The organism is Agromyces bracchium (genome assembly GCF_009709675.1).
GTDB classification, from domain to species: Bacteria; Actinomycetota; Actinomycetes; order Actinomycetales; family Microbacteriaceae; genus Agromyces; species Agromyces bracchium.
Genome location: NZ_WMLB01000017.1, coordinates 25,686 through 39,868 on the forward strand (window position 1 = coordinate 25,686; position 14,183 = coordinate 39,868).

The window sequence follows — 14,183 nt, forward strand, 5'->3', positions numbered from 1 at the left end:
GCTCCATCTCCACCCCCCGAACGGGGCACTTCTCGCGCGCTGTCCCGAGCCGTCATGCTGGCGCCATGACGCAGCCCGGCGCCACCGCAGCCCACGACCCGTCAGCCCACGACCCCTCAGAGAGCACCGCGGCGAACCAGGCGGGCCGCGCCGAGCACGCGGGGCGACTGGTCGACCACCTGTTCGCGCACGGCAGCGCCACGCGCGCAGAGCTCGCCGGCGCGACCGGCCTCGGACGGACCGCCGTCTCGGGGCTCGTCGCTCGACTGATCGAGGCCGGCGTGCTCGTCGAACCCGGTGGCGACCACGCGCGCCATGGCCGACTCCGCCTCGGGATCGCCGACCGCCTGCTCCTCACCGCCGGCGTCGCCGGCGACGACGCCGTCGCCACGCTCTCCGAGCTCGATGGCACCGAGACCGCACGCTACGAGGAGCCCGTCGCGATCGCCGACGACGACCCGCGCCCCGCGAGCGCCGCCCCGCTCGACGCCCTCGCCGTCGTCGTCGACCGCGCCATCGCGCAGGCCGAGCGGGAGGGGCATGACATCGCCGACGTCACGCTCCTCGTGCAGGGGGCGGTCGTCGGGGCTCCCGCACTCGCCATCGGCGACGCGACGCTCGGACTCGAACCGCTCGACGTCGTCGCCGCGCTCCGCGCCAGGTCGGATCGCCTGGCGGGCATCGAGCCCGATCTCGTCGTCCCACCGACGCTCCGCACGACGGCATCCGCCCGCGCCGCGAGCGAGGCGGGTGACGGAACCGGGCACCTCGACGAGGTCGTGCTGCACATCTCGGGCGACGCGCAGGTCTCCGCCGCGATCGTCATCCGCGGCGAGCCGTACTCGGGCGCACACGGACTGGCCGGCACGTTCGGGCATCTCCCGATCGTGCCGAACGGCATCAGGTGCGAGTGCGGCCAGCGCGGATGCCTCGCCACCGTCGCCGCACCCGACGTCGTGCTCGCCAAGGCCGAACTCCAGGACTTCGAGCTGACGTACGGCCGGAAGGCCGCGATCGCCGAACTGGAGGGTCGGATCGCCGACTCCGAGGACCGCGCACGCTGGGCATGGCTCGACGCCGCGCTCTGGATCGGCCGCGCCCTGCAGGTCGTCGTGCCCGCGATCGATCCCGACGTCGTCATCGTCGGCGGATGGTGGGCGCCGCTCGTCGCCGACATCGACGCGTCGTTCCGCGACAACCGGCCGACCGTCGGCAACGGCGCGTTGAACGCGATCCCGCGCCTCACGGCCGGGAGGCCCGGCGACGACCTCGGGCTCGAGGGCGCACGCCGTCAGGCGCGCGACGGCCTGCGGTCCGTCCTGGCCTCCGCCGTCGCCTGACGCGCCGGGCGGAAGCGGCGAGCGATGCCCCACGCCGTCACCCGACCCATCGCCTCGAACACGATCGCCGCGCTCATCTTCGACCGCCCCAGCTCGCGCTCGACGAACGTGACCGGCACCTCCACGAGGCGCAGCCCGGCCATGACGGCGTGCCAGGTCATGTCGACCTGGAAGCCGTAGCCCTTGGTGTGGACGTCCTCGAGGTGCAGGGCCCGCAGCGCTTCCGCGCGATACACGCGGTACCCGGCGGTCGCGTCCTTCACGGGAAGCCCGAGCATCCACCGCGAATAGGTGCTGCCGGTCTTCGAGAGCCAGATCCGTCGACGGGGCCAGTTCACCGCCGAACCGCCGGGCACCCACCGCGAGCCGATCACGACGTCGGCCGCTCGCCCCGCGTCATCCGTCGTCTCGAGCGCGTCGAGGAGTGCCGGAAGCTGCTCGGGCAGGTGCGAACCGTCGGCGTCGAGTTGCACGATCGGATCGAAGCCGCGCTCCAGGGCCCAGTCGAAGGCGGCGAGGTACGCGGCGCCGAGCCCCTCCTTGCCGCGCCGGTGCAGCACGTTCACCGAGGCATCCGCGGCGGCCATCTCATCGGCGAGCTCGCCGGTGCCGTCGGGCGAACCGTCATCGACGACGAGCACGGCCGCGCTCGGCACCGCGGCTCGCACGCGTGCGACGATCCCGGGGAGATTCTCGCGCTCGTCGTACGTGGGGATCACCACGAGCGTTCCGCTCACGGGCTCCTCCTCACACGCGACGACATGTCAGGGCATCGTACCGGGCCGCGCTGACGGGCGGCGAACCGGCTCAGCGCACCCCCTGCATGAGCCGCAGCACGGGCCGCGTCGCCAGCGCGAGTGCCCCGCCGAGCACGATCGCGATCGCGCCGAGCACGCCGAAGTAGACCCCCTCGGGCACGGCCGAGTAGAACTCCGCCAGCTGCCCGGCGATCGCGGTGCCGAGCGCGACGGACAGGAAGAAGAGCGCCACCATCTGCGTGTGGAACTTCTCGGGCGCCAGCTTCGTCGCCACCGACAGCCCGACCGGCGAGAGCAGCAGCTCGGCGACCGTGAACACGAAGAGGATCCCGACGATCGCCAGCAGCGGGGTCGAGTTCGGCCCGCCGCCTGCGAACGGCAGGAACAGCAGGAACGCCACGCCCATGATCGTCGTGCCGAGTGCGAACTTCACGGGCGTCGACGGCTGCCGGTCGCCGAGCTTCGTCCAGATCGCCGCGAACACGCCTGAGAGCAGGATGATGAACACCGGGTTGATCGACTGCACCCACGAGATCGGCATCTCCCAGCCGAAGAGGTTCCGGTCGAGCTGCTCGTCGGAGTAGATCGTGAGCACGGTGAACTGCTGCTGGTAGAGCGACCAGAACGCCACGCTCGCGATGAACAACGGTATGAACCCGAACACGCGGCTGCGCTCGACGGCGCTCACCGCGCGGCTCGTCAGGATCACGATGAAGTACGCCACCGCCGCGACCACCGTGCCGCCGATCACCCAGGTCACGAGGTTCTCCGCAGTGACGAGGCGTGTCAGCACGAGCGCGACGACGAGGATCACGGCCGCGATCGCGATGCCGATGACGAGTCCGCGCCGCTCGCGCGGCAGCGGGTTGGGCACGACGGATGCCTCGGGCGGCAGCCCCTTCCGCCCGAACGAGTACTGGATGAGCCCGATGGCCATCCCGACCGCCGCCGCACCGAAGCCCCAGTGGAATCCGACCGTCGACTGGAGGAGCCCGGTGATGAGCGGACCGAGGAAGGCGCCCAGGTTGATGCCGAGGTAGAACAGGGCGAAGCCGGCATCCCGCCGCGGATCGTCGCGCGAGTAGAGCGTGCCGACCACGCTCGTCGCGTTCGCCTTCAGGCCGCCCGAGCCGAAGGCGACGAGCACCAGGCCGACGCCGACGCCGAGGAAGCCGGGCAGCAGCGCGAGGGCGATGTGGCCCGCCATGATCACGATCGCCGAGAAGAACAGCACCTTCTCGCTGCCGAGCAGGCGGTCGGCGATCCACGCGCCGAGGATCGTCGACAGGTACACGGCGCCGCCGTACGCGCCGACGATGCCGGCGGCGGCGCTCTGCTCCATGCCGAGTCCGCCCTCGGACACCGAGAAGTACAGGTAGAGCAGCAGGATCGACTGCATGCCGTAGAAGCTGAACCGCTCCCACATCTCCACGCCGAAGATGTGCGCGAGCGCACGCGGCTGGCCGAAGAAGCCCCGGTCGGCCCGGTCGTCGCGGTGGCCCGACTCGGTCGGCGGCGCCGTCACCCCGGCGCTCGCCCCCGCCCCCGCCGCCGACTCGTCGCGCTCACCCATCGGACGATCGTCGTCTCGCATGGCCCAGCACATTACACCCGTTCGCCGCGAACGGTCAGGGGTCGCGGCATCCGTCGCGGGGGCCTTGTCCCGCCCGTCGGCGGGTGCTGGACTTGCCGAGCACACGACCGCAGGCACGACCGCAGGGGGACACCGAGCATGCCGCACCTCACCGTCGGAACCGAGAATTCCGCGCCCATCGAGCTCCACTACGAGGACCACGGCGAGGGCCGACCAGTCGTGCTCATCCACGGCTATCCGCTCGACGGGGCGTCGTGGGAGCGGCAGACGCGAGCCCTCCTCGGCGCCGGCTACCGCGTCGTCACGTACGACCGGCGCGGCTTCGGCGCGTCGTCGAAGCCCACCACGGGGTACGACTTCGACACGTTCGCCGCCGACCTGAAGGCCCTGCTCGACGCGCTCGACCTGACGGACGTCACGCTCGTCGGCTTCTCGATGGGCACCGGCGAGGTCGGCCGCTACCTCGGCACGTACGGCAGCGATCGCATATCGAAGGCCGTGTTCCTCGGTTCGCTCGGGCCGTACCTGCGGCAGACCGACGACAATCCCGAGGGCGCCGCGCCCGACTTCGACGGGCTGAGGGCGCAGGCCGAGGCCGATCGGTTCGCGTGGTTCGACGGGTTCTTCGGGAACTTCTACAACCTCGACGAGAACCTCGGCTCGCGCATCTCGGAGGCCGCGGTGCGCGGGAACTGGGCGACGGCCTCGAGCGTGGGCTGGTACGCCGCGTCGGCGTGCGTCGACACGTGGCTCACGGACTTCCGCGCCGACATCGAGCGCATCGACGTGCCCGCGCTCATCGTGCACGGCACCGCCGACCGCATCCTGCCGATCGACGCCACGGCTCGGCGCTTCCACCCGATGCTCCCCACGGCGGAGTACATCGAGATCGAGGGCGCGCCGCACGGCATGCCGTGGACGCACGCCGAGGAGATCAACGCGGTGCTGCTGACGTTCGTCGCGTCGTAGGCCCGGCGCGGCGGCGCGCCGCCGGCTCAGCCCGCGAGCGCTTCGAGCAGCTGCGGCTTCGTCATGCGCGAGTAGCCCGTGACGCCGCGATCCTTCGCGAGTGCGCGAAGCTCGGGGACGGTGCGCGACGCCAGGTCGGCCGTCGCGGGCTTCGCGCCGGGTCTGGTCGCGGGCTTCGCCCCGGGCTTGGCCGCGGGCTTCCTCGTGGTCGGCGGCTTCGCAGCGGCCGGCTCGTCGGCAGCGGGCTTCGAGCCGGTCCCGGGCTCGGCGGACGCCGGAACGGCGGGCTGGGGCGCAGCCTCGACGGCGCCCGACGCGGACGCGGACGCGCCCGCCACGGGCTCGCCTGCCGCGGGGCCCGCCACGGGCTCATCCGCGGTCGCCGCGCCCGCGGCATCCGTCGTCGTGTTCGCGCGCCGGAGCGTGCGCAGCCGCTCGCGCGTGGCCTGCCCGGCTCGGGCGGCGAGCCGCTTCGCAGCGCCGAGCGCCTTCACGGCAGCGTTCTGGTCGGTGTTCGCAGGTGCCATCGTCGATCCCTCGGGGGTGGGTCGGTGGGTGGGGTCCTGCGGAAGCGTAGCGGGATCAGCGCCGCAGTTCGAGCGTGCAGCACTTCACACCGCCGCCGCCGAGCAGCAGCTCGGACAGGTCGACGCCGATCGGGTGATAGCCCGCATCGCGGAGCTGCCGCTCGAATCCCGTCGCGCGCGCGGCGATCACGACGTTGCGGCCGTCGCTGTAGGAGTTGAGGCCGAGCACCGCCGCATCCTCCTCGGAGACGAGGATCGCGTCGGGGTAGCGCTCGCGCAGGATCTCGAGCGAGGGACCGTCGAACGCGCTCGGCAGGTACGCGATGTGCTCCTGGCCCGGCCGGGAGTCGAGCACGGCGATCGCGGTGTCGAGGTGGTAGAAGCTCGGGTTCACGAGGGTCAGGGTGACGACCTCGCGGCCCGTGATGTGGGCGAGCTCCTCGTGGCTCGAGCCGTCGCTGCGGAAGCCGGTGCCCGCAAGGATGACGTCGCCGACGAGCAGGAAGTCGCCCTCGCCCTCGTTCGTCTCGGCCGGCTCGCGCACGTCGAAGCCCGCCTGCCGGAACCAGTCCATGTACGCCGGCCCCTCGGCCGCGCGCTGCGCGTGCGTGAACTTCGCGCCGTACGCGATGCCGTCGATCACGGTGCCGCCGTTGGCCGCGTAGACCATGTCGGGCAGGCCCTCGACGGGGTCGATGAGGTGCACGTCGAAGCCCAGGCCGACGTACGTGTCGTGCAGGGTCTGCCACTGCGCGACGGCCAGCGCGGTGTCGGTCGGCTTCGCCGGATCCATCCACGGGTTGATCTGGTAGACGACGGTGAAGTGCTCGGGGCGGCACATCAGCACGGTCTTCTTCGACGCGGTGCGCTCCGGCGCGGCGGGGGTAGGGGTCGTCTGGGTCTCGATCACGGTCGACATCTCACTCCTCGAAGGTGGGTTCGTCGGCCGGGCACGGCGGCGCGCCGCCGGCTCGGCCGGTGGGGTGTCGGCGGACCAGGTCGCTCTCTCGAGCCCCGGCGGCGGTGTTCGGATGGCACCGCCGTCGGGACGCCACCTCCAGTGTGTCGCTCGGGGCCTGCGACTTCTCGGCTTCTCGCACACGATTCGTGCGCGTTCGGGCGCATGACGCAACGATCGAGGGGTCACGGATGCCGCGGGCGCGCGCATCGCGCGCCGTGGCGGGCTGCGCGGGCGCACGAATCCCGCGCGGCGACCGGGATGCGACCCGGGCTCAGGCCGCGCGCACCCCCGCCTGCTCGTTGCGGCGATCGCGCCAGGCGAGCCAGTGCTTCACGGCCGTGTCGTCGTAGTGCGGGCCCGAGAGGCCGAGCGTGAACAGGCGCACGCCGGCGTCGTGGAGCGCGTCGGCGTACGCGTCGTCGAGGCTGCGCCGCGGAAGTTCGTTCGAGATCGTGATGCCCGAGACATCCCGCACGACCTTCTCGCCCCAGCGGGCCAGCACGTCGAGCTTGTGGCCGAGCTCGTCGGGCCGCACGAACGAGTGCCAGATGTCGGCGTGCTCGGCGACGAGGCGCAGCGTCTTCTGCTCGCCCTTGCCGCCGATCATGATCGGGATGTCGCGCGTCGGCGCCGGGTTCAGCTTCGCCCAGCGCGCCTTCACGCGCGGCAGCGCCTCGGCCAGGTCGTCGAGGCGCGAGCCGACCGTGCCGAACCCGTAGCCGTACTCGTCGTAGTCGCGCTCGAACCAGCCCGAACCCGTGCCGAAGATGAAGCGGCCGGCGTCGCCGCCCCTCGCGCTGATGTGGTCCAGCGTGCGGGCCATGTCGGCCTGCAGGTCGGCATTGCGGTAGGAGTTGCAGTTGACGAGCGAGCCGAACTCGACGCGATCGGTCTGCTCCGCCCAGGCGCCGAGCATCGTCCACGCCTCGAAGTGGAGGCCGTCGGGGTCGCCCGAGAGCGGGAAGAAGTGATCCCAGTTGAAGACGACGTCGACGCCGAGGTCCTCCATGCGGAGCACGGCGTCGCGGATCTGCGTGTAGGTCGCGTGCTGCGGCTGCAGCTGCACGCCGAGGCGCGCGGGAGCGGTGTTCGGGGTCATGGCCTCACGCTACGCCCGCCGGCGAGCGGTCTCCCCGGTCTGCGCCACGAGCGAACGGATGCCGCGTCCGCGCGTCGCGCGCTGGCTTCGTCGGTCGACCGCAGCCGCCCGCACCGCGCCATCCGCTCGCCCGCGATCACGAACGTGCAACGGCGCGCACGATTCCCGCGCCGACCCGTTCCCCGACGCAACGGACCGTCCTACACTCGGGCGCATGGACAACCTCGACCGGGCCATCCTCGACCTGCTCCGCCAGAACTCGCGGGCCGGGTACGGCGACATCGGGTCGTCCGTCGGGCTCTCCGCATCAGCCGTGAAGCGCCGTGTCGACAAGCTCGTCGCCGACGGCGTCATCAAGGCCTTCACGATCCAGGTCGACCCGGCCGTCGACGGCATGAGCACCGAGGCGTACGTCGAGCTGTTCTGCCGCGGCACGGTCGCGCCCGACGAGCTGCAGCGGATCCTGCAGGGCGTGCCCGAGGTCGTGTACGCGGGCACCGTCACGGGCAGCGCCGACGCCATCGTGCACATGCGCGCCCGCGACATCACCTCGCTCGAGGAGGCGCTCGAGCGCGTGCGCATCGCGCCGAACGTCGACCACACGAGGAGCGCCATCGTGCTCTCGCGCCTCGTCAACCGCAACCGCGACTGACCGCCGGGCGCACGCGCCCCCCGACACCGGAGCCCCCATGCGATTCACCGTCGACGACGACGCGCACACTCCTCCCTACGAGCAGCTCCGCATGCAGGTGGTCGATGCCGTGCGGGACGGCCGCCTCGCCGCGGGCTCGAAGCTGCCGACCGTGCGGGGCCTCGCCGATGAGCTCGGCCTCGCGGCGAACACGGTCGCGCGCGCCTACAAGGAGCTCGAGTCAGACGGCGTCGTCGAGGGTCGCGGCCGTGCGGGCACGTTCGTCAGCGCCGCGGGCGATCCGGTGGAGCAGGCGCTGCAGGCGGCGGCATCCGCCTTCGCCGACACCGTCGAGCGCCTGGGCGTGCCGACGGATGCCGCCGAGGCCGCCGTCGCACGCGCGCTCCGCGCCCGCCGCTGACGGGGAGCCGTCCGGTCGACGCGCCCCTGGGCCACGCTCGAAGTGAGGTTTCTGCGCCCAAGTGCGGTTCGAGGCCTCGCTCCAGCGCGGGAACCTCACTTGGGGCGCGGTGGAGACGGCGACGGCGACGGCAGGGACGGAGCAGGGAGGAGGGCAGGCGCCCGCGCGTCAGCTCGCCGCGGCCTCGGGCGCGGCCGGGATCGGCTCCTTGGGCAGGCGCCGGACCTTCTGGCGCCGGCGACGGCGCTCGGGGATCATCGAGCGCATCTCCTCGAGCTTGCCGAAGCAGAGCAGGCGGTCCTCGGCCTCGAGCACGACGCCCTTGCGCGGGTTGGGGATCACCGTGGCCCCGCGGTGCAGCGTGAGCACCGTGATGTCGCGCTCCCAGAGCCCGGACTCGCCGAGCGTCTTGCCCACGAGGTCGGCCGCCCCATGCACGACGAGCTCGGCGACGCCGTACCCCGTCGAGACGGTGAGTCGCTGCCGCACGTCGATCTCGGGGAACGCGACCTGGTTGCCGATGTAATCGATGATGGCGCCCGCGACATCCAGCTTCGTCGCCGTCTCGATGCCCTGCAGGCCGGGCGAGGAGTTGACCTCCATGACGAGCGGGCCCTCGTTGCCCTCGAGCATGTCGACGCCCGCGACCTTCAGCCCCATGATCTGGGCAGACCGCACCGCGGCCTGCTCGTACTCGGGCGAGAGCTCGACGGGCTCCACGCTGCCGCCGCGGTGCACGTTCGAGCGGAACTCGTCGCCGCTCGCGACGCGGCGCATGGCGGCGACCACGCGGTCGCCGACGACGAGGGCGCGGATGTCGCGGCCGCGGCTCTCGGCGATGAACTTCTGGATCAGCACGTTCTGCTTGGTCGAGTGCAGCGTCTCGATGATCGCCTCGGCGACCTTGACGGTCGGGGCGAGGATGACGCCGATGCCCTGCGTGCCTTCGAGCAGCTTGATCACGACCGGCGCACCGCCGACCGACTCGATCGCCGGGCGCAGGTCGGCACGGTTGCGCACGAACGTCGTCGCGGGCAGCGCGATGTTGTGGCGCGAGAGGATCTGGTTCGCGCGCAGCTTGTCGCGCGCGTTCGTGATGCCGTTCGCGGTGTTCGGCGTGTAGACGTCCATCTGCTCGAACTGCCGCACCACTGCGGTTCCGAAGTAGGTGATCGAGTTGCCGATGCGCGGCAGGATCGCGTCGTAGTCCGACAGCGGTCGACCGCGGTACTGCAGGTCGGGCTCGGCGCCGGAGAGGTCGATGCCGAAGCGGAGGGTGTTGAGGACCTTGACCTCGTGCCCGCGCTGCTGCGCTGCAGCACGGAGACGCTGGGTCGAGTACGCCTGCGGCGCGCGCGACAGGATCGCGAGTTTCATTCGGGAGTCCCTGCGAAGATGATCGGGTGACGGATGTGCCGAACCATTCAAACACCATCGCCGGATGGCGCGAATGGGTGCGCCTCCCCCAGGCCGACGTGGAGTGGCTGAAGGCGAAGCTCGACACGGGCGCACGCTCGTCGGCGCTGCACGCGTTCGACGTCGAGGAGTTCCGGCGCGACGGCGCCGACTGGGTGCGCTTCGGCATCCACCCGTGGCAGGACACCGACGCGGATGCCGCGACCGTCGAGCTTCCCGTCCACGATCGCCGGGTCATCCGCAGTTCGACCGGTCACACCCAGGAGCGGCTCGTCGTCCTCATGGACGTCGTGCTGCACGACCGTCCGGTCACGGCCGAGGTGACGCTCACGAACCGCGACGAGATGGGCTTCCGCATGCTCATCGGGCGCGAGGCGCTGCGGAACGGGTTCCTCGTCGACGCCGGCCGCTCGTTCGTCGGCGGGCGCGCGCCCCGCGACATCCGTCGCCGCAATCGCGGCCGCGCCTGACGCACCCCCGGTGGTCGAGTAGCACGCGAAGCGCGCGTATCGAGACCCCGAACCGAGTTCGCAGGACCAGCCCGGCCATGGTGCCTCCAAGCGAGGCATCGTGGCGCTCATCCTGCGAACTCATCAGGGTGCGGGTCGGCGAGACGGATGCCGCGGCTCACGCGACGGCGAGGTCGGCCTCGAGACGAGCGACGTCCGAGGCACGGCAGAGCTCCGTCGCCGGGAGCATCGCCGTCGCGCTGCCGGCCGCCACCGCGGTGCGGAAGGCCTCGGGGAGCGTCCGGCCCTGTGCGAGCCGCAGCACGAGCGCGCCGAGGAATGCATCGCCGGCCCCCACGGCGCTCGCGACCTCGACCCGCGGCGTCGGGAGTCGCAGCACCTCGTCGGACGTCACGAGGATCGCCCCGCGGGCGCCGAGCGTGAGCGCGACCACCTCGCTGCGACCGGCGGTGACGAGCGACCGGGCGGCGTCGACCATCGCCGACTCGTCGAGTTCGCCCTCCGCGCCGACGAGCTCGGCGAGCTCGTCGCGGCTCGGCTTGATCAGGAACACGCCGGCTTCGAGCGCGGCCGCGAGCGCCGGCCCCGAGGCATCCACCACCAGTCGCACATCGTGATCGGCCGAGATCTCGGCGAGCAACGCGTAGAAGCCGTCGGGCACGCCCGGCGGCAGGCTGCCGCTCGCGACGAGGAACCCGCCGACGGGCAGTTCGTCGGCGACGACCGACAGGCAGGCGCGCCACTCGGGCTCGCGCATCATGGGGCCCTGCAGCACGAACCGGTACTGCTCGCCCGTCGACAGCTCGTCGACGGTGAAACTCTCGCGGGTGTTGCCCCCGATGGTGATGACCCGGGCGACGAGGCCCGCCTCCTCGATGAACCCTCGGTAGGCCTGCCCGGTCGGCCCGCCCAGCGGGTAGACCGCGATCGAGCTGCCGCCGAGGTTCCGGATGGCGCGGCTCACGTTCACGCCTCCCCCGCCCGGGTCGAACCGGCTCGGCCCGCACCGCAGCTTGTGCTCCGGGACGACCCGGTCCGCCGTGCTCGACACGTCGAGCGCGGGGTTCATGGTCAATGTCACGATCGGTGCGTGCACGGCCATGGTCAGTAGTCCACGGCGTCGCGCGAGATCGGGCAGGTCATGCAGTGCCCGCCGCCACGGCCCCGGCCGAGTTCGGCTCCGACGATCTCGATGACCTCGACGCCCGCGTCGCGCAGCAGCGCGTTCGTGTAGGTGTTCCGGTCGTAGGTGAAGACCACGCCGGGCTCGACCGCGACCGCGTTGTTGCCGCTGTCCCACTGCTGCCGCTCCCCGGCGTACCATCCGCCGCCCGGCTCGACCGCGCGCAGCTTCGCCAGGCCGAGGGACTCGGCGACGACCTCGATGAACGAGCCGCGCTCCTCGGTGACCTCGATGCCGCAGCCGTCGGCCGGCCTCAACGAGAACGTGTGGATGCCGTCGACGATGTCGGGGTAGTACGTCACGACATCGCGGTCGGCGAAGGTGAAGACCGTGTCGAGGTGCATGGCTGCACGGAGCTTCGGCATGCCGGCGACGACGACCCGCTGCGCGGCCCCCTGCTCGAAGAGGCGCGCGGCGACCGCCGTGATCGCCTGTCGCGACGTCCGTTCGCTCATGCCGATGAGCACGACGCCGTTGCCGACGGGCATGACGTCGCCGCCCTCGAGCGTCGCCTGCCGCTGGTCCTCTTCGGGGTCGCCCCACCAGACCGTGCTGCCCGTGTAGTCGGGGTGGAAGTCGTAGATCGCCTTCATCAGCATGGTCTCCGCGTGCCGCGCGGGCCAGAACAGCGGGTTCAGCGTCAGTCCGCCGTAGATCCAGCACGTCGTGTCGCGCGTGTAGATCGTGTTGGGCAGCGGCGGCATGAGGTACTCGGTCATGCCCGCCGACTCGCGCACGAGCGCGACCTCCGGGGCCCGGAACTCGGCCGGCAGGTCGCGCGTCGACAGGCCGCCGATCAGGTACTCGGTGAGCGTCGCCTCGTCGAGCGAGTCGAGGAACGCGCGCGTGTCGGCGACCAGCCCGGCGCCGACCTCGTTCGCCACGATCTTGCGGTCGAGCAGCCAGTCGCGCGCGCCGGGCACCGCCATCGTCTCGGCGAGCAGGTCGTGGAGCTCGACCACCTCGACGCCGCGGTCGCGCATCTGCTGCACGAAGTCCGCGTGGTCGCGCTGGGCGTTCTGCACCCAGAGCACGTCGTCGAAGAGCAGCGCGTCGCTGTTGCTCGGCGTCAGCCGCTCATGGCCGAGGCCGGGTCGGCACACGAGCACCTTCCTGAGCCGGCCGACCTCGGAATGGACCCCGTACGACTGGTCCGACATGGCGTGCTCCCTTCTGCGCCGCGGCGCGAGGACGATCAGAGCTGAACGGCACCCGTGACGAGCAGCACGACGCCGATCACCGCGAAGGCGAGGATGACGATGAAGACGACGAGCCCGGCCGGCGTGAAGACCCTGGCCTGCTGCTGGCGCCGGGCGACGACGTAGAGCGCGGTCGCCGGGGCGAGCAGGATGCACGCCAGGAACAGGAAGACGTAGCCCGCCGCCCAGATCAGGAACAGCGTGTACGCCGTCGAGATCGCCGCGACCACGAGCTCGCGCGTGCGGCGCGCCGATGCGGCATCCGCGTAGCCGTCTCGTTGCACGGCGATCTTCACGGCGTACGCGCTCGCCAGCGCGTAGGGCGCAAGCGACAGCGCCGCGGTGAGGTCGAGCGTGAAGTCGAGCGCGTCGTTCACGAACTGGACGAGGAAGAGGATGACGGTGACGAGGATGGACGTCCAGAGCACGGCATGCTCGGGCACCTCGCGCGAGTTGAGGCGCGCGAAGTAGCGCGGCAGGTCCTGGTCCTTCGCGGCCGCGAACACGACGTCGGCCGCGAGCAGCTGCCAGGCGAGGTACGCGCCGAGCACCGAGATGATGAGCCCGACGCGGATGAACGCACCGCCCCACGGGCCGACGGCGGCCTCGAGCACGCCGCCCGCCGACGGTTGCTGCAGTTCCGCGATCTCGGCCTGCGGCAGGATCCCGTACGACAGGATCGACACCGACGCGAACAGCGCGAGCACCGAGAGGAAGCCGAGCACGGTGGCCCGCCCGACGTCGGACCGCTTCTTCGCGTAGCGGGAGTACACGCTCGCACCCTCGATGCCGAGGAACACGAAGACCGTGATGAGCATCGTGCCCTGCACCTGCGCGAACAGCGTCTCGTCGCCCGCGGGCCCGTCGTCGCCCGAGAGGTTGCCGACGAAGACATCCCAGTCGAAGAAGAAGACCACGAGCACGAGGAAGAGCGCGAGCGGCACGAGCTTCGCGATCGTGACGATGAAGTTGATCGCCGCGGCCTCGCGCACCCCCTGCCGGATCAGCAGGTAGACGCCCCAGACGGCGGCGACCGAGATGAGGAACGACGGCCAGGTGTCGCCCTCGCCGAGCACCGGTCGCAGCTCGGGGAAGAGCTGCGAGAGCGTGGTCATGATCAGCACCCAGTAGAACGCGTTGCCCGCGCACGCCGACGCCCAGTAGCCCACGGCCGAGAGGAAGCCGGGGTAGACCCCGAAGCCCGCCCGCGCGTACACGTAGACGCCGTTGTCGAGCTTGGGCTTCCGCATCGCGAGGGTCTGGAACACGAGCGCCAGCGTCAGCATGCCGAGCCCGGCGATCGACCAGGCGATGAGCGCGCCGTACACCCCGGTCTGGCTCGCGAAGCGCGCCGGGAGCTGGAAGACGCCCGCGCCGACCATCGAGCCGACGACCATCGCGGTGAGCGCCGGGAGGCTCAGCTTGGAGGGCGCCCGCGTCTCGGCCGTCGATGCCATCAGGGCCCCCTCCCCAGTTCGATCCGCCCCCGTGCGGATGGTTCAGGACGCGGCGTCGCAACCTGCTCCGTGTCTAGCGCAGGCCCGGGGCGGGCACAAGGGCGAGGGCGGCGGATGCCGCGGGCGCGCGAATGCACGACCCGGCGAGCCGGCGGCAC

Annotated in this window: 14 protein-coding genes; 5 read left to right on the forward strand and 9 right to left on the reverse strand. The window is 71.7% G+C overall.

The window, feature by feature from the left end:
- The first annotated feature begins 65 nt into the window (after positions 1-65).
- Complete coding sequence (locus GJ743_RS05525) at positions 66-1,340, forward strand: ROK family transcriptional regulator (RefSeq protein ID WP_155050929.1); 1,275 nt, start codon at positions 66-68, stop codon at positions 1,338-1,340.
- On the opposite strand, the gene GJ743_RS05530 is transcribed toward GJ743_RS05525, so the two are convergent.
- The gene (locus tag GJ743_RS05530; protein ID WP_328288824.1) at positions 1,292-2,077 is read right to left on the reverse strand and encodes a polyprenol monophosphomannose synthase; all 786 of its coding nucleotides are present in this window, start codon (positions 2,075-2,077) and stop codon (positions 1,292-1,294) included. The two genes, GJ743_RS05525 and GJ743_RS05530, sit on opposite strands and share 49 nt — an antisense overlap.
- A 70-nt stretch (positions 2,078-2,147) precedes the next feature.
- A complete protein-coding gene (locus GJ743_RS05535) occupies positions 2,148-3,671 on the reverse strand; it encodes a peptide MFS transporter (RefSeq protein WP_155050930.1) in 1,524 nt (507 codons plus the stop codon).
- Positions 3,672-3,830: 159 nt separating this feature from the next.
- Between GJ743_RS05535 and GJ743_RS05540 the strand changes: the two genes are divergently transcribed.
- Complete coding sequence (locus tag GJ743_RS05540; RefSeq protein ID WP_155050931.1) at positions 3,831-4,661, forward strand: alpha/beta fold hydrolase; 831 nt, start codon at positions 3,831-3,833, stop codon at positions 4,659-4,661.
- 26 nt (positions 4,662-4,687) lie between these two features.
- On the opposite strand, the gene GJ743_RS05545 is transcribed toward GJ743_RS05540, so the two are convergent.
- The 3 genes from GJ743_RS05545 to GJ743_RS05555 all read right to left on the reverse strand — a co-directional run bounded on the left by GJ743_RS05545 (position 4,688) and on the right by GJ743_RS05555 (position 7,248).
- The gene (locus GJ743_RS05545; protein WP_155050932.1) at positions 4,688-5,188 is read right to left on the reverse strand and encodes a Rho termination factor N-terminal domain-containing protein; all 501 of its coding nucleotides are present in this window, start codon (positions 5,186-5,188) and stop codon (positions 4,688-4,690) included.
- Positions 5,189-5,243: 55 nt separating this feature from the next.
- Positions 5,244-6,107 (reverse strand): dimethylargininase, encoded by an 864-nt coding sequence (gene ddaH / locus GJ743_RS05550; RefSeq protein ID WP_155050933.1) that lies wholly within the window; start codon positions 6,105-6,107, stop codon positions 5,244-5,246.
- A 313-nt stretch (positions 6,108-6,420) separates the two neighbouring features.
- A complete protein-coding gene (locus GJ743_RS05555; RefSeq protein ID WP_155050934.1) occupies positions 6,421-7,248 on the reverse strand; it encodes an LLM class F420-dependent oxidoreductase in 828 nt (275 codons plus the stop codon).
- A gap of 214 nt (positions 7,249-7,462) precedes the next feature.
- On the opposite strand from GJ743_RS05555, the gene GJ743_RS05560 reads away from it, so the two are divergent.
- Positions 7,463-7,900, forward strand: coding sequence for an Lrp/AsnC family transcriptional regulator (locus tag GJ743_RS05560; protein ID WP_155050935.1), 438 nt, complete (start codon positions 7,463-7,465; stop codon positions 7,898-7,900).
- A gap of 37 nt (positions 7,901-7,937) precedes the next feature.
- Positions 7,938-8,300: a GntR family transcriptional regulator gene (locus GJ743_RS05565; protein ID WP_155050936.1), complete on the forward strand. Its 363-nt coding sequence runs from the start codon at positions 7,938-7,940 to the stop codon at positions 8,298-8,300.
- 168 nt (positions 8,301-8,468) lie between these two features.
- Here the strand turns inward: GJ743_RS05565 and rimK are convergent, their stop codons facing one another.
- Entirely contained in the window at positions 8,469-9,677 is a 1,209-nt protein-coding gene (rimK, locus tag GJ743_RS05570) for a 30S ribosomal protein S6--L-glutamate ligase (RefSeq protein ID WP_155050937.1), read from the reverse strand.
- 26 nt (positions 9,678-9,703) lie between these two features.
- Here rimK and GJ743_RS05575 point away from each other — a divergent pair, with 26 nt between their 5' ends.
- Entirely contained in the window at positions 9,704-10,186 is a 483-nt protein-coding gene (locus tag GJ743_RS05575; protein WP_328288825.1) for an ATP-dependent zinc protease family protein, read from the forward strand.
- 157 nt (positions 10,187-10,343) lie between these two features.
- Here GJ743_RS05575 and GJ743_RS05580 read toward each other — a convergent pair whose 3' ends face one another.
- Genes GJ743_RS05580 through GJ743_RS05590 form a run of 3 tightly spaced genes read right to left on the reverse strand, consistent with a single transcriptional unit; the run spans position 10,344 to position 14,025 of the window.
- A complete protein-coding gene (locus tag GJ743_RS05580; protein ID WP_155050939.1) occupies positions 10,344-11,288 on the reverse strand; it encodes a 1-phosphofructokinase family hexose kinase in 945 nt (314 codons plus the stop codon).
- Between the two features lie 2 nt (positions 11,289-11,290).
- On the reverse strand, positions 11,291-12,529 hold the full coding sequence (locus tag GJ743_RS05585) for an arginine deiminase (RefSeq protein WP_155050940.1): 1,239 nt from the start codon (positions 12,527-12,529) through the stop codon (positions 11,291-11,293).
- 35 nt (positions 12,530-12,564) lie between these two features.
- Complete coding sequence (locus tag GJ743_RS05590) at positions 12,565-14,025, reverse strand: basic amino acid/polyamine antiporter (RefSeq protein ID WP_155050941.1); 1,461 nt, start codon at positions 14,023-14,025, stop codon at positions 12,565-12,567.
- Positions 14,026-14,183 lie beyond the last annotated feature (158 nt).

Bases quoted from the DNA above. Each gene is read 5' to 3' on its own strand.
- GJ743_RS05525 (WP_155050929.1), top strand. From the start codon at position 66: ATGACGCAGCCCGGCGCCACCGCAGCCCACGACCCGTCAGCCCACGAC.
- GJ743_RS05535 (WP_155050930.1), bottom strand. From the start codon at position 3,671: ATGGGTGAGCGCGACGAGTCGGCGGCGGGGGCGGGGGCGAGCGCCGGG.
- GJ743_RS05540 (WP_155050931.1), top strand. From the start codon at position 3,831: ATGCCGCACCTCACCGTCGGAACCGAGAATTCCGCGCCCATCGAGCTC.
- GJ743_RS05545 (WP_155050932.1), bottom strand. From the start codon at position 5,188: ATGGCACCTGCGAACACCGACCAGAACGCTGCCGTGAAGGCGCTCGGC.
- ddaH (WP_155050933.1), bottom strand. From the start codon at position 6,107: ATGTCGACCGTGATCGAGACCCAGACGACCCCTACCCCCGCCGCGCCG.
- GJ743_RS05555 (WP_155050934.1), bottom strand. From the start codon at position 7,248: ATGACCCCGAACACCGCTCCCGCGCGCCTCGGCGTGCAGCTGCAGCCG.
- GJ743_RS05560 (WP_155050935.1), top strand. From the start codon at position 7,463: ATGGACAACCTCGACCGGGCCATCCTCGACCTGCTCCGCCAGAACTCG.
- GJ743_RS05565 (WP_155050936.1), top strand. From the start codon at position 7,938: ATGCGATTCACCGTCGACGACGACGCGCACACTCCTCCCTACGAGCAG.
- rimK (WP_155050937.1), bottom strand. From the start codon at position 9,677: ATGAAACTCGCGATCCTGTCGCGCGCGCCGCAGGCGTACTCGACCCAG.
- GJ743_RS05580 (WP_155050939.1), bottom strand. From the start codon at position 11,288: ATGGCCGTGCACGCACCGATCGTGACATTGACCATGAACCCCGCGCTC.
- GJ743_RS05585 (WP_155050940.1), bottom strand. From the start codon at position 12,529: ATGTCGGACCAGTCGTACGGGGTCCATTCCGAGGTCGGCCGGCTCAGG.
- GJ743_RS05590 (WP_155050941.1), bottom strand. From the start codon at position 14,025: ATGGCATCGACGGCCGAGACGCGGGCGCCCTCCAAGCTGAGCCTCCCG.